This window comes from Candidatus Tisiphia endosymbiont of Thecophora atra, assembly GCF_964026395.1.
Taxonomy (GTDB): domain Bacteria; phylum Pseudomonadota; class Alphaproteobacteria; order Rickettsiales; family Rickettsiaceae; genus Tisiphia.
On the sequence record NZ_OZ032145.1, the window covers coordinates 1,645,781 to 1,660,464 of the forward strand.

11 protein-coding genes and 1 pseudogene are annotated in these 14,684 nt (G+C 33.4%); 7 read left to right on the forward strand and 5 right to left on the reverse strand.

Annotated elements, in window-relative coordinates; all coding sequences use genetic code 11:
* Positions 1–41 precede the first annotated feature (41 nt).
* Positions 42–1,763 carry an IS1634 family transposase gene (locus AAGD45_RS07775; protein ID WP_341760804.1) on the forward strand — a complete coding sequence of 574 codons (1,722 nt, stop codon included), beginning with the start codon at positions 42–44 and terminating at the stop codon, positions 1,761–1,763.
* Between the two features lie 147 nt (positions 1,764–1,910).
* Positions 1,911–2,039: pseudogene (locus tag AAGD45_RS07780) on the forward strand (IS110 family transposase); the annotation flags it as partial.
* Positions 2,040–2,452: 413 nt separating this feature from the next.
* Here AAGD45_RS07780 and AAGD45_RS07785 read toward each other — a convergent pair.
* Together AAGD45_RS07785 and AAGD45_RS07790 are read right to left on the reverse strand one after the other, a co-directional pair.
* A complete protein-coding gene (locus tag AAGD45_RS07785) occupies positions 2,453–3,466 on the reverse strand; it encodes an IS110 family transposase (RefSeq protein ID WP_341762176.1) in 1,014 nt (337 codons plus the stop codon).
* Between the two features lie 147 nt (positions 3,467–3,613).
* On the reverse strand, positions 3,614–5,335 hold the full coding sequence (locus AAGD45_RS07790; protein WP_341760804.1) for an IS1634 family transposase: 1,722 nt from the start codon (positions 5,333–5,335) through the stop codon (positions 3,614–3,616).
* Positions 5,336–5,816: 481 nt separating this feature from the next.
* Here AAGD45_RS07790 and AAGD45_RS07795 point away from each other — a divergent pair, with 481 nt between their 5' ends.
* From AAGD45_RS07795 to AAGD45_RS07805, 3 genes are all read left to right on the forward strand, one after another.
* On the forward strand, positions 5,817–7,328 hold the full coding sequence (locus AAGD45_RS07795; RefSeq protein WP_341761328.1) for a leucyl aminopeptidase: 1,512 nt from the start codon (positions 5,817–5,819) through the stop codon (positions 7,326–7,328).
* The gene (locus AAGD45_RS07800; RefSeq protein WP_341761329.1) at positions 7,318–8,127 is read left to right on the forward strand and encodes a division plane positioning ATPase MipZ; all 810 of its coding nucleotides are present in this window, start codon (positions 7,318–7,320) and stop codon (positions 8,125–8,127) included. Before AAGD45_RS07795 ends, AAGD45_RS07800 begins: the two co-directional genes overlap by 11 nt.
* Before the next feature lie 85 nt (positions 8,128–8,212).
* On the forward strand, positions 8,213–10,441 hold the full coding sequence (locus AAGD45_RS07805; protein ID WP_341761330.1) for a Sca4 family protein: 2,229 nt from the start codon (positions 8,213–8,215) through the stop codon (positions 10,439–10,441).
* Here AAGD45_RS07805 and AAGD45_RS07810 read toward each other — a convergent pair.
* The gene (locus AAGD45_RS07810) at positions 10,438–11,682 is read right to left on the reverse strand and encodes an AmpG family muropeptide MFS transporter (RefSeq protein ID WP_341761331.1); all 1,245 of its coding nucleotides are present in this window, start codon (positions 11,680–11,682) and stop codon (positions 10,438–10,440) included. The two genes, AAGD45_RS07805 and AAGD45_RS07810, sit on opposite strands and share 4 nt — an antisense overlap.
* A 442-nt stretch (positions 11,683–12,124) precedes the next feature.
* On the opposite strand from AAGD45_RS07810, the gene ykgO reads away from it, so the two are divergent.
* Entirely contained in the window at positions 12,125–12,250 is a 126-nt protein-coding gene (gene ykgO, locus AAGD45_RS07815; protein WP_094648811.1) for a type B 50S ribosomal protein L36, read from the forward strand.
* A 181-nt stretch (positions 12,251–12,431) separates the two neighbouring features.
* On the opposite strand, the gene AAGD45_RS07820 is transcribed toward ykgO, so the two are convergent.
* Both AAGD45_RS07820 and rph read right to left on the reverse strand, forming a co-directional pair.
* Positions 12,432–13,100, reverse strand: a complete 669-nt coding sequence (locus AAGD45_RS07820; RefSeq protein ID WP_341761332.1) for a hypothetical protein — start codon at positions 13,098–13,100, stop codon at positions 12,432–12,434.
* 20 nt (positions 13,101–13,120) lie between these two features.
* Entirely contained in the window at positions 13,121–13,846 is a 726-nt protein-coding gene (gene rph, locus AAGD45_RS07825; RefSeq protein ID WP_341761333.1) for a ribonuclease PH, read from the reverse strand.
* Positions 13,847–13,938: 92 nt separating this feature from the next.
* On the opposite strand from rph, the gene grpE reads away from it, so the two are divergent.
* On the forward strand, positions 13,939–14,520 hold the full coding sequence (gene grpE / locus AAGD45_RS07830) for a nucleotide exchange factor GrpE (RefSeq protein WP_341761334.1): 582 nt from the start codon (positions 13,939–13,941) through the stop codon (positions 14,518–14,520).
* The last annotated feature ends 164 nt before the right edge of the window (positions 14,521–14,684 follow it).

Genomic DNA, 14,684 nt, shown 5'->3' on the forward strand with positions numbered 1-14,684 from the left:
CTCTTGCCCAGTAACTAGCTCCTCATCTTCTAGACGAAAAAGTGCTTAAAACACCTAAAGAATCAGGTTTGCAGTGGTTTTGGCATGAAGTTTGTAGTCATGTAAATGATATTTTTTATTTGACAATGCTGGAATTTAGAGATATAATCTCTTTCATGTATATTACAACTGTTCCAAATAGAAATTCTCGTCCTGCAATATTGCTTCGTACCTCTTATCGCGAAGACGGGAAAGTATTAAATAAAACCATAGCTAATCTAACTAATTGGGATGAGTTACGTATTGAAGCTTTTAAGAAGATGCTTAAAGGTGAATTTGATGGTTTAGATGGTGTTCCTGAGGTTGGTGAAAGTTTTGGGACTATTTTTCTACTAAAAAGAATTGCTGATGAAATTGGTATTACTAAGGCTCTTGGTACTAGAAGCAAAGAAGCTTTATTGAGTCTATTTTTGGTTTTAGCACGCTTTGCTCACCAAGGGTCTAGACTTTCCAGCGTGAAATGGGCGAAATCGCATGCGATATCTGATGTATTATCTGTCGATTCATTTGATGAAAACCATTTATATCAGGCTCTAGAATGGTTAGAAGAGAACCAAGAAAAGATCGAATTAAAATTATTTAAAACTTATCAAAAGAAAAATAACAAGCCGCCTGTTATGCTTTTATATGACGTCACTTCCAGCTATTTCGAAGGAACAGAGAATGAACTTGCGGAATATGGGTACAATCGGGATAAAAAGAAGGGTAAAAAGCAAATAGTGATTGGTCTATTAACTGATGATCATGGCGAACCTTTGGCTGTTAGAGTTTTTAAGGGTAATAGTGCTGATCCTTCTACCATTTATGAGCAGATTGAGCTAGTAAAATCTAATTTTGGTATTAAGAATATCGTCTTTGTTGGTGATAAAGGAATGATTAAGAGGACAGGCAAAGAAGCCCTGAGCAAAGAAGGATGGGACTATATTACAACCTTAAGTAAAGTTGAGATTGAAAGCTTAAAGAAAAGCGGAGTTTTGCAATATAGTTTTTTTGAAGAACAGCTATGCGAAGTAACCAATAATGGCAAAAGATATATTTTAAGGAAAAATGGTTCTATAGCCCGAAAAGTTGAGTTTGATAGGAATAACCGAGTTGAAAAATTGGTTGCAAAGATTGAAGAACGTAATATATATGTATCAACCCATAAGAAAGCAAAGCTAGAACTTGGTTTAAATAATATTCAAAAAATTGCCAAAGAATGGCGGATAGATAAATTTATCAACCTAAAATTAGATGGCAACCAAATAGTGGTTGAAATTGATCAAGATAAGAAAAAAGAGTTGTTTGCTCTTGATGGTTGTTATGCGATTGAAACACAGATTGAAATTAAACTGATGAGTAAAGAATTGGTTGATAAAGCTTACCATAATTTACATGAAGTAGAATCGAATTTTAGCAGTATGAAGACAGGATTACTCGAAGTAAGACCGATCTTTTTAAGGAAAAGCAACAGAACGAAGGGACATGTATTTGTTTGTATGTTGGCATTAAAAATATGGCACTATATGAAAAATAAGTTGAAACAAGGTTGTGGCGTAACCAAGGATGGTAAATATAATGTGACCATTGAGGAAGCATTAAGAGAGCTGGATAAAGTATGTTTTTTATATTACACAATCAAGGGTTGCAAAGTTGCAAGATTACCAAAATTAAGCGAGTTTCAACAAAATTTATTCAATTTATTTGATTTAACGATGCCCCAAATGACAAAATCTGCAAAATGATAAAATAATGGTATGGACCTCCTGATATACAGAATGAAAAGCAGTTGCTAATCTTCTAAAGTTAATATTAAATATTAAAATAACAATCAGGAGGCTAAGATGGAAGTTACCACAATTGGTATAGATATTGCAAAAAGAATTTTCTAAATTCATGGTGTAGATAAAAATGGTAAGACGGTATTAAAGAAAAAATTAATGAGAGATCAAGTTTTAACATTTATGGCTAATTTACCAAAATGTTTGGTAGGGATGGAAGCTTGCGGCGGAGCTACTCATCTTCGAGATAAATATGAGCAGAAATTATGCTATAGAACGTGAGTATTATGCGACGAGTGGAGTGTAGAATTAAATTCTCGTTACTGACTACATGTATGAACCTCCTGTAAAATGCAAGAAAAAAATAACATCTAATAGCAAAAATGCAAATGCATACATGTATCCGGCTTATAGTTAATAAATTATGTGTAATTTATCCTACAGCCCTGATGGAATTCGCTGGCTTACAAATTTACTATATACTTATCATTTTATCGGCTTCAAAGAGCCATTGTAGTCATCAGTTTTTTTGTAAGCTAAGGTTTGTCTTATTTACCATCAATATTATTATCTCACGCATATTCCGGGTTGGAATCTCTTACATATTCTTTGTTTACCTATTAATTAATAAACCACTATTTATTTTATGTTAATTATAATAGCTTTGTGCTACAAACTTTACTCTCTACATAATCATCCCCTGACCTTAGTACTGCAAACACCACTCTTGCCAGTTTATTAGCTACAGCAACTACTATTTTATTATGTCCATTTCGCTCAGATAAATTAAACATCCACTGCGTAAATTTGCTAAAATCTTTTTTAGATTTTTGTTCTTCCGATGTAAATCTTATCTTGGCATTTAGTACAGCTCTAGCTCCTTGGATCAATAAAGTACGCAAGTAAACATCACCTCGCTTGCTAATTCCAAGCAACTTATCTTTCCCTCCACTGGAATGCTGCCTTGGCACTAATCCAAACCATGCCGATAATTGCCTACCATTCTCAAAACTTGTAGCATTACCTATTGATGCTATTAAAGCAGTAGCAGTAATTAAACCAAGACCAGGTATAGCTGTTAATCGTTGATATTGAGTTAAGTTGCTAGCTATTATTTTTAATCTTTTTTCTATCTCTTTTATTTTTTTGTCATTATCCAAAAATTCCTCTTTCAGTTCACTAAATGTTTGATAACCCAGCTGGCTTAAATTCCCTTCATCTAAAATCTCGGTTAATTTTGTCATAACCTTATTGATCCCTTGAGGAATAATAAAACCAAATTCATGTAGTAGACCCCTAATTTCATTAGCAAGGGCAGTACGATTTTTTACCAATCTCTCTCTTACTCGATGAATTGATAAAATATCTTGTTGTTCTACAGTTCTAATTGGTACAAACCTCATATTTGGTCTTGTTACCGCTTCACATATAGCTTCTGCATCAGCTTGATCATTTTTATTAGTTTTAACATACGGTTTGACAAATTGTGCTGCCATTAGTTTTACTGTATGCCCCAATTTAGTTATTTCTCTTGCCCAGTAACTAGCTCCGCCGCAAGCTTCCATCCCTACCAAACATTTTGGTAAATTAGCCATAAATGTTAAAACTTGATCTCTCATTAATTTTTTCTTTAATACCGTCTTACCATTTTTATCTACACCATGAATTTAGAAAATTCTTTTTGCAATATCTATACCAATTGTGGTAACTTCCATCTTAGCCTCCTGATTGTTATTTTAATATTTAATATTAACTTTAGAAGATTAGCCACTGCTTTTCATTCTGTATATCAGGAGGTCCATACCATTATTTTATCATTTTGCAGATTTTGTCATTTGGGGCATCGTTAAATCAAATAAATTGAATAAATTTTGTTGAAACTCGCTTAATTTTGGTAATCTTGCAACTTTGCAACCCTTGATTGTGTAATATAAAAAACATACTTTATCCAGCTCTCTTAATGCTTCCTCAATGGTCACATTATATTTACCATCCTTGGTTACGCCACAACCTTGTTTCAACTTATTTTTCATATAGTGCCATATTTTTAATGCCAACATACAAACAAATACATGTCCCTTCGTTCTGTTGCTTTTCCTTAAAAAGATCGGTCTTACTTCGAGTAATCCTGTCTTCATACTGCTAAAATTCGATTCTACTTCATGTAAATTATGGTAAGCTTTATCAACCAATTCTTTACTCATCAGTTTAATTTCAATCTGTGTTTCAATCGCATAACAACCATCAAGAGCAAACAACTCTTTTTTCTTATCTTGATCAATTTCAACCACTATTTGGTTGCCATCTAATTTTAGGTTGATAAATTTATCTATCCGCCATTCTTTGGCAATTTTTTGAATATTATTTAAACCAAGTTCTAGCTTTGCTTTCTTATGGGTTGATACATATATATTACGTTCTTCAATCTTTGCAACCAATTTTTCAACTCGGTTATTCCTATCAAACTCAACTTTTCGGGCTATAGAACCATTTTTCCTTAAAATATATCTTTTGCCATTATTGGTTACTTCGCATAGCTGTTCTTCAAAAAAACTATATTGCAAAACTCCGCTTTTCTTTAAGCTTTCAATCTCAACTTTACTTAAGGTTGTAATATAGTCCCATCCTTCTTTGCTCAGGGCTTCTTTGCCTGTCCTCTTAATCATTCCTTTATCACCAACAAAGACGATATTCTTAATACCAAAATTAGATTTTACTAGCTCAATCTGCTCATAAATGGTAGAAGGATCAGCACTATTACCCTTAAAAACTCTAACAGCCAAAGGTTCGCCATGATCATCAGTTAATAGACCAATCACTATTTGCTTTTTACCCTTCTTTTTATCCCGATTGTACCCATATTCCGCAAGTTCATTCTCTGTTCCTTCGAAATAGCTGGAAGTGACGTCATATAAAAGCATAACAGGCGGCTTGTTATTTTTCTTTTGATAAGTTTTAAATAATTTTAATTCGATCTTTTCTTGGTTCTCTTCTAACCATTCTAGAGCCTGATATAAATGGTTTTCATCAAATGAATCGACAGATAATACATCAGATATCGCATGCGATTTCGCCCATTTCACGCTGGAAAGTCTAGACCCTTGGTGAGCAAAGCGTGCTAAAACCAAAAATAGACTCAATAAAGCTTCTTTGCTTCTAGTACCAAGAGCCTTAGTAATACCAATTTCATCAGCAATTCTTTTTAGTAGAAAAATAGTCCCAAAACTTTCACCAACCTCAGGAACACCATCTAAACCATCAAATTCACCTTTAAGCATCTTCTTAAAAGCTTCAATACGTAACTCATCCCAATTAGTTAGATTAGCTATGGTTTTATTTAATACTTTCCCGTCTTCGCGATAAGAGGTACGAAGCAATATTGCAGGACGAGAATTTCTATTTGGAACAGTTGTAATATACATGAAAGAGATTATATCTCTAAATTCCAGCATTGTCAAATAAAAAATATCATTTACATGACTACAAACTTCATGCCAAAACCACTGCAAACCTGATTCTTTAGGTGTTTTAAGCACTTTTTCGTCTAGAAGATGAGTCGCGATGAGCTTTGTAAGCCCTAAACCGTCATCGCGAGGCATCGATAGACGCCGTGGCGATCTAGGTAAACAGCGAAGCTGTTTTTTAGAGTAACGCTTCGCGTATTCTAGATTGCCGCGTCGCTGTGCTTTGCACAGCTCCTCGCAATGACTCCTATGCACGATGACGATTTTTTAACTTTCAACAATTGCGGGGTTTATTGATAAAAATACGTTGCAACTTATACATTAATTTATTAACTAGAAATAAATTATAATATTTATTTTTATATACTCTAGCACAAAAAAATAATTGAAATTAATCACTTTTTTACTTAGTGGGAGAGAATTTTGGAATATAATATTTAAAGACTTAAAGAATTACTTTATTAATTAATAGGTTTTTTATATACTTCCATTATTCAGATTATTACGCTTACAAAAAGAATATATAAAATTAGCCTCTCAAAAATAGGAATTTATGCTCAATAACATTAACTTTATAAGTAAAGAATTATCAAATAATCAAGCAACTGTAGTTTTTATTAACGAACAACTAAAATTAGACAATGAGTTATTACTACTTGACCAACAACATCATGGTTTAATTTCTAAAACTATTCAGAATAAATTAGTATTTGCTGGAAAATTTGGACAAATTAAAATTGTTAATTCTATCGGTAAGGATGGAGAGATAAGATATTTAATTATAGTTGGCATTGGTGATGAAACAAAACTAAAGACCTCTTGTATTGAGGAGATCGGGGGAAAAATTCTATCCAGTAGTACTTGCTGTAAAATTAGAACTATTGGTATAAAAATCTCTCATAATATTGGACAATATGAGCCAGCTATTGTAGCGATGCTTATAGCTAGCGGCTGTTTGCTTGCTTCATATAAATTTGACAAATACAAAACTAAACAAAGCGAAATAGAAAAATTCGTCGTAGAATCTCTTGAAATTTCTACAAACAACAACTCTAAGGCAGAAGAATTATTTAATGATAAGAGATTATTAGCCAAAGCTGTATTTTTTGCTAGAGATATAATTAATGAACCAGCCAATATCAAAACTCCTTTATCTTACTCAGAAAAGATATTAAAGCATCTTGAACCATTAGGAGTTGAAATTACCATTATCGGTGAAAGAGAAATGAAAAATCTTGGTATGGGGGCTTTGCTTGGCGTTGGACAAGGTTCACAAAATGAATCTAAACTGGTAGTAATGCAGTATAATGGTTTGGATGATGATACTCCTCCCGTGGCTTTTGTTGGTAAAGGAGTTACTTTTGATAGTGGTGGTATTTCACTTAAACCAGCAGCAAATATGGGAGACATGAAATATGATATGGCTGGCTCAGCAGCAGTAGTTGGAGCAATCATGGCTTTGGCTAGTCGCGCAGCAAAAGTTAATGTTGTTGGCGTAGTCGGTCTTGTAGAAAACATGCCTTCAGGTAATGCTCAAAGACCAGGAGATGTGGTAACCACTATGTCCAAACAAACAGTAGTGGTGGATAATACTGATGCAGAAGGCAGGTTAGTCTTGGCTGATGCAATTTGGTATACTCAAGAAAAATTTAATCCTCAATGTGTAATTGATCTTGCTACCCTTACCGGGGCTATTGTTGTAGCTCTTGGCAAAACTTACGGTGGATGCTTTTCCAATAATGATGAGCTAGCTGATAAACTAATAAATGTTGGTAATAAAGTTAATGAGAAATTATGGCGTATGCCTCTACATAAAGATTTTGATGAAATGATTAAATCTGACATTGCTGATCTTGCAAATATTGGTAACGTCCCTGGAACAGCTGGCAGCTCTACAGCAGCTCAGTTCATCGGACATTTTATTAAGGAAAATGTAGCTTGGGCTCATCTTGATATTGCTGGTGTTGCCTATAATAAAACAGGTAATCCTCTTGGTCCTAAAGGAGCAGTAGGTTACGGCGTAAGGCTTCTTAACCAATTTATCCAAGACAGTTATGAAAAATAATCAACCAAATCGCATATTTGTAGTTGGTAATGAAAAAGGTGGAGCGGGTAAAACTACCTGCTCCATGCATCTTATCACAGCCTTACTTTATAATGGTCATACGGTAGCTAGTATTGATACTGATTCACGTCAGGGTTCTTTAACAAATTATTTAAAGAATAGGGATGAGTATAACCTAAATAATCCGGGTAAAACGGTTTCTATTCCTCAGCATGTTCATTTAACTGAAAGTCAAGAACAAGTCATTAACCTTAAAGAAGAGGACGAGAGAACTAGGTTTGAACAAATATTTGAACAGGCAAAAAAAGCGGATTATGTAGTAATCGACACACCAGGAAGCTACTCTTTCTTATCAAGGCTAGCTCACTCTTATGCTGATACTATAATTACGCCAATTAATGATAGTTTCCTTGATTTTGATGTACTAGGTAAAGTTAATGCTAACAATTTGTCAATTATTACCCCGTCAATCTATAGCCAAATGGTTTGGGAACAAAAAATGCAGAAGGCTAACCGTAATGGCGAAACAATTAATTGGATTGTAATGCGTAATAGATTAAGCAACTTGGATGCAGTAAACAAAAGGAATGTTGCTACTTCTCTTGAACAATTAGCAAAAAGAATTAGCTTTAAAATTGCCCCAGGCTTTAGTGAAAGAGTAATTTTTCGGGAATTATTTTTGCAAGGATTAACATTACTCGACTTAACAACAGCTAATCATGGTAAAACACTTAGTATATCTCACGTAGCTGCTCGACAAGAATTACGAAATTTCTTAAACTTTCTTGAAATTATTTGAGTGTATAATCAATATAACCATTAGTTCGATATCAAAGTAAATATTTTTATATCGAACTAACGGTAAAAAAATCCAAGAGGATAATATGGCAACAATACCACTAATATCACAATTTGTCGGTTGGAAATATTTGGCAAAGAAGTCACTTGGAGCTAATGATGGTGGAGAATTAGGAGGCATATACAAAAGTTCCGATGACCTTCTATCCATGATTAAAAGCGAAGGGGATTCTCGAAAAAATATATCAGAGTTTTTGGGCTCGCAAATTTTTCAAGCAACAAATCCAAATCATGGAGCTAAAGTCTCTCTCACTGTACCTGATCATCTTACCGAAAAAGTACATCAGGAAGGAGGCCTTCAAAGTGATGGCTCTGAGGTATATGTACGGTCTGAATTTTTTAAGAATTATAGTGGTGACATGTATGTAGATATGGATGAACACATGTCTACGAAAACTAAACCAAGTGGTTGGCTTCGAAAAGATGGGGGAAGACCGATTTTCATGGGGACAAGAGAATTATTATCTAATACTTTAAGCAAAGCTTTTGAAGAACTTCATTATAGTTCTTTTAATAAAATAGCTCCAACTAGCTTATTAATAGGTGACTTTGATATTCATACAGGTAACATAGGAGTTATAAGAGACCCAGAAGATTCTACCATTCCTCCCAAACTAGTTCGTATAGATTTTGCTGGAAGTCTTGACAAATTAGAGGATAACATACATCCATATTCTTGGTCTAGACATCTACCATTACTAGGCCCAACTAACCATTTTAGGGAATTCCCAAGTAAATTAAGTCATAATGATTCATTTGTAAAAGGTTTACTTGATACTGCACAGGTCGATTTAAATAAGACTATCGATGACAGTTTTGCAGAATTATCAAAATATTATAGTGACAAGCTTCTAGCAAATTGGGCAAAAATGGCAATGAGTCAAAAATTTAAGAATATCCCCCTAGAAAACATAAAGGTTGCCGATATTAAAGATGCCTTTAAGGAAACTATGCAAAAAAGACAACAATCATTAAAAGAGTATGGATTGCAAATTAAATTGGGTCTTTTAGTAACAAAAGGAAAAATTAACACACCAAAATTACGAGAATTAGTCCAAGAACATCCCGATTATTTTAACAATATAATCAACCAAACCAAAAAATTAAAATTAAGAAAAGAAACTAAAATAGAGTATATTTTAGGCTATAAAGCCCGAGAAATATTATTAATTAAAGAAATAGCAAAAATATTACAAGAAGAAAAACAGCTACTGACCAAAAAAATAAGCGATCTCGAACCATCTATGCAAAGTTCTAGAAAAGCACTAGACGTTATGCATACTAGCAAAACAACAACCACTAATGTTCAATCCTCAACCTCCAAAGTGGATTCTATAACATTAGCCTTTAGACAAGAAATTATTGCCAAACAACAGGCAATATTACAAAAAGTCCTTGCTGAAGCAAATATTAAGACAGATAAAGGAGTTGCAGTTGCAGGGCTTGCTACTAATTCTCAGGAGTTTAAAGAGTTTGTAGAAAATAACAACGAATTAATACAAAAGGCTTGGGCTGCCCCTAGTGTAAAAGCAAATATAGCACAAGCCATGCATGATGAAGTACAAAATTACGCTAAAGTCCTGCAGGCTAATCATTTTGAACCTTTAACTTGGAATGAACAAGAAACAGTAACAAACACAACCTCTACTAGGTCAAGGGTTATTAAAGTCAAAGATGAAGAATTATTTAAATTAATAGAAAATAATATAAAGACCTCTACGAAAGTAATGTTAGAAGATGGCGTAACAGAGAGAGAGATTAGTAATTATCGAAATATTAATCTACCATTAACAATCAAGCCATCTAATACAACTGTCCATCTTTCGTTTCCGGTACAAAACGAGAAAGGTGAAAATATTGCAAGCTCGAAAGCACTTTATTTTACTACTCACTATAACGAGCAAGGAAAACTAGTGGAAATAACCAACCCATTATCACTAAAGTTTGCTGGGGATGGTAAAGATGCTATAGGATATATACAAAGAGGGAATAATATCTACACTATCCCTGTAACCAAATGTCAATATGAAGCAATGGTACAAGAAGTAGCAAAAAATAAAGAATATAATATCAATATGTCACAAGCTATTATTCTCCCTAAGGCAAGCGACTCTATAGGTGAATTAACGCAGATTCAGAGTAGCTTAAAACGTCATGTGAACAACACTCCACCTGAAACAGAAACAGTAGTATCAAAAACACAAAAGACATTATCCCGACACCAACAACGTGATAGAACTCATGGTTACATTTAATACTTCATTTTTGCTTTTAGTAATGAACTGATTTTTAGTAGCAGAAGTAGAGAAGGAATTGTGATTATAATAATAAATGTAAAAAAGCTTTTCCATCCGAATTGTACGACAATATATCCTGAAAGAGCTGGAAAAATCGATCTTGAAAATCCCATCATAGAAGAGAAAAATGAATATTGAGTGGCACGAAATTTGCCTGTGCATATTGAAGCTATAAAAGCAATGTAAGCTGTCATAGCCATCCCACAAGTTATACCTTCACAGGCTGCGGTAATAAAGAATAATGGTAAATTCTTGCCATAAATCTCATGCACAATTAATAAGGTGTGTGCAATTGCATGAATTACGCCAAATATCAGCAGGCTATCTAAGATATTCTTTTTTTTCATCACTAAGCTGGCTATTAGTCCGCCAATTATTGTAGATATTATACCAAAAAATTTCCCTGCACTAGCTATTTCAAATTCGTTATAACCAAGATGTATTAAGAAGGGGTTCATCATCATAGTAATAAAATCATCTGGTAATCTATATAAAATAAGGAAAATTATTATTAAAAAGACTAAGGAGAAAGACCCTACAGGTCTTAAGATATTTTGTACAAAGTTTGAAATATTTATTTTATGATTTGGATAAGTTTTTGAGGCTAAGTCGTGTTTTAACCGCAAGATGCTCACAACTAAAATAGCAGAACAAACAAGTACAGAAATGGCAAAAATTTTATATATATTATTCCATCCTAAATAGCTTGATAGATAGATAGCTCCGGAACTTGAAATTAGCATACCGATACGCCAACCAAAAATATAAATTCCAGAAGCTGCTCCTTGAGATTCTTTTGCAATAATTTCGGTTCTGAAAGCCCCTAGTATACTATCTTTAGCTGAACTTAAAAATGATATTATCAAACCTACTAATGCAAACAATATTAGATTGTGGTGAGGATTCATGGTACTTAAAAGAAAAATAGCAAATGCCAACAAAATCTGGATCAGACAAATCCAAGATAATCTGTGACCAAGTAGTTTACTTAACCAACCTAACTGTATCGTATCAAAAATAGGAGCCCATAAAAAACTGATAGAATAAGGTATTGAGATAATAGCAAACATACCAATAGATTGTACATCAATATTTTCTTTGGCAAGCCAATAGTTTAAGGTATTACATGTAATCATTAAGGTAAATCCGCTAGTTAGACCAAACAACCAAATAACGAATAATTTTAAAGGAGTTAACATAAAATTAATATTGGAAAAAAGTTAGAATATAGTAATAATTTTTTTTATACAAGCTAGATTTCTCTACATCTATGCTAAGGCAGTTTAAAAATCACACTTTAAGGTTGAAAATCATGTAAACACAACTGCAGATGTCATTGCAAGAAGGCTTCCTAAAGCCGACGAAGCAATCCATAACATGGTTTGTTTATAGATTATTTTTCTAGATTGCTTCGCTATGCTCGCAATGACGTTTGTGATGTTGAATTTATACTTACTCAAGAATTATTTGAGTTTTTTACAATTTTAGGATGCGACTTTTAAATTACTCTAAAGAAGTTTTTAGGTTGACTGAATTGATAAAAAATATTATTATTGCTTTTTTAAACTTAAGCTAGCGAAAGTTTTAAGGTTGATTTATCACTTTTTAGGTTTTTGCAAGTAATACCAAGGATAGTTTTATATGAAAGTTGTAAGCTCGTTAAAATCTTTAAAGAAAAGAGATAAAGATTGTCAGGTTGTAAAAAGAAAAGGTAAAATCCTTGTAATAAACAAGAAAATCAAAAGATTTAAAGCTAAGCAAGGCTAAACATAGTACCCTACATTTTTTGTGTAATCGTCATCGCGATGCACCTATAGACACCACAATCGTCATTGCGAGGAGCTGCAACAGCAGCGACGTGGCAATCTTTATGCAGTATTACGCCTCACTTTTCACTAGGTTATACAAAAAATGTAGGGTACTATAGTATTAACTACGAACGATGATATTAACGTCCAATATGTTGAGTTGTTTTCTTTGTATCTTCTATTCTTTGTACAAATTTGGCAGTTGCAGTAGGAGTTTTCTTTTGTGTTTTTTCCTTAATTTCTTTAGTATTAAGTGTAATAGGTTTGCTGTCTACGTGTTCTGAAAGGCCGTATTGTCCAACATTCTTGCCAGTTAATACATAAGTCACATAATCTATCATATGTTTTACAAAATTGCTAAGCCCCCCTATAGAATGAGCTTCTAATTGAAACCATGTTTTCCCGTCTTTCGTTTTTCCAACTAGAAATTCCCTAAATATTTCTCCAGCTTGTACTGATGCATCTGACTCAACCTTGTTACCTCTATGATGTGAAGAAATTCGTTCTTTAACTAATCCCAAATCTTTTAAGGTATCATACATATCTCCATTGTCTTCAACCATTATATGAGCACCTTTTAGAAAATCACCCGCATGCTGCAATACAACTTTTTCCATTATATCTATTATTACACCAGCTTTTTCAAGGCTACCCTTTGGATCTATAGAATCTTCAGGTGTTTTGATTATATTATCTATAAGTTTTTCTTTACTGTCTGCTGGATCTATATCAAGACCCAAAACACGATCAACTAAAAGACTTGTTAAATCTTCAATACTTAATTCTGAATATGCAGTAAATATAGTCATAAACATTCCATGTAAAAATATTAAATTGAGCTATTTAATAATATTTGGTTTTGTAGCTTGAATAGATCAGAGGCGGCAGACCTCGCCAATTTTAGCATATCATAAAATTGCTCTTCGGAAAAGGGGTTTTTTTCTGCTGTGCTTTGAATTTCTATTATATTTCCATTGCCTGAGAAAACAAAATTGGCATCTACTTCCGCGTTACTATCCTCTAAATAATCAAGATCGACTATGGGCTGCCCTTTATATATACCGCATGAAATAGCGGCTACTTGGCTAATTAAAGGATTAGTTTTAAGTATTTTTCTAGCAATTAACGATCTAATCGCTAAATGAAGTGCAATATAGCTACCAGTAATTGCCGCTGTTCTAGTTCCACCATCGGCATTAATTACATCACAATCAATGATAATTTGTTTTTCTCCTAAGGCTTTTAGATCAATTGCGGCACGCATCGATCTACCAATTAATCTTTGAATTTCTTGCGTCCTACCTGACTGCTTTCCTTGCGTCGATTCACGCTTTATACGCTGGTGGGTTGAATTTGGTAACATACCATATTCGGCAGTTATCCAGCCCTGATTTTGCCCGCGTAGAAATGGCGGTAAACTTGCCTCATAGGTTGCACTACATATTACATGGGTATTGCCAAACTTAATAAGGCACGAACCACCAGCATTAAGTAGAACTGATGGTTCAATTGAAATATTGCGTAATTGATTATTCTTTCTATTAAAAGCTCTCATGGATTATTACTTAATTAAAATTGACTTGAAAATACAAAGATTTACACTATATGTTAAGAAAATAGATTTTTGCAAGAAAAAAGGCTGTAAATATGGAAAAACAACAGGAGAAGAATAATGATAACCAAGAAATTAAAGTTGATAATGATGCTCAGCTAGTAAATGAAATAGAGGAAGATACTACAGATACCCTGATTTTGCAAAATAGTTTGCAAGAGATTGCTAGCTTGAAAAGTCAAATTGAAATTTTACAGGATAAACTGTTAAGGACAATAGCTGAATCTGACAATACTAGGAAACGTTTAGAAAAATTAATTGAAGAAGCAAAAGACTATGCAATTTTCTCTTTTGCTAAAGATATGCTCAGTGTTAATGATAATCTTTCTAGAGCTTTGGAGCATAAACCACAAAATACGGAAGGTGATCTAGCTAGTATTATTACCGGGGTAGAAATGACTAAAAATGAGTTGACTAGCATACTAAAAAAGCACGGTTTAGAATCAATAGAACCATTATTAGGGGAAAAGTTTGATTACAATATACATCACGCGATTTCACAAGTAGTATCAGATGAATATGATCAAGATAGTATTATAGGTATTATGCAATCAGGCTACAAGATAAAAGATAGGTTAATTAGACCTGCTATAGTGCAAGTGTCAAAAAAAACATGAAGGTTTCTATCTAAGATATTGCCAGCGTAAATCAACCTCAGTTTGATGTAAGACATCGGTTTAATAGCCTAGGGTGTCATCCCACAACTGTTGAAAGTTTACAAATACCTATACCACAGCGTCATTGCGAGCGTAAGCGAAGCAATCCAAGAAACAATCTAATA

What these genes read in the sequence shown, in the direction of transcription:
- AAGD45_RS07800 (WP_341761329.1), top strand. Translation starts at nt 7,318, where the DNA reads ATGAAAAATAATCAACCAAATCGCATATTTGTAGTTGGTAATGAAAAA.
- AAGD45_RS07820 (WP_341761332.1), bottom strand. Translation starts at nt 13,100, where the DNA reads ATGACTATATTTACTGCATATTCAGAATTAAGTATTGAAGATTTAACA.
- grpE (WP_341761334.1), top strand. Translation starts at nt 13,939, where the DNA reads ATGGAAAAACAACAGGAGAAGAATAATGATAACCAAGAAATTAAAGTT.
- ykgO (WP_094648811.1), top strand. Translation starts at nt 12,125, where the DNA reads ATGAAAGTTGTAAGCTCGTTAAAATCTTTAAAGAAAAGAGATAAAGAT.
- AAGD45_RS07795 (WP_341761328.1), top strand. Translation starts at nt 5,817, where the DNA reads ATGCTCAATAACATTAACTTTATAAGTAAAGAATTATCAAATAATCAA.
- AAGD45_RS07805 (WP_341761330.1), top strand. Translation starts at nt 8,213, where the DNA reads ATGGCAACAATACCACTAATATCACAATTTGTCGGTTGGAAATATTTG.
- AAGD45_RS07810 (WP_341761331.1), bottom strand. Translation starts at nt 11,682, where the DNA reads ATGTTAACTCCTTTAAAATTATTCGTTATTTGGTTGTTTGGTCTAACT.
- rph (WP_341761333.1), bottom strand. Translation starts at nt 13,846, where the DNA reads ATGAGAGCTTTTAATAGAAAGAATAATCAATTACGCAATATTTCAATT.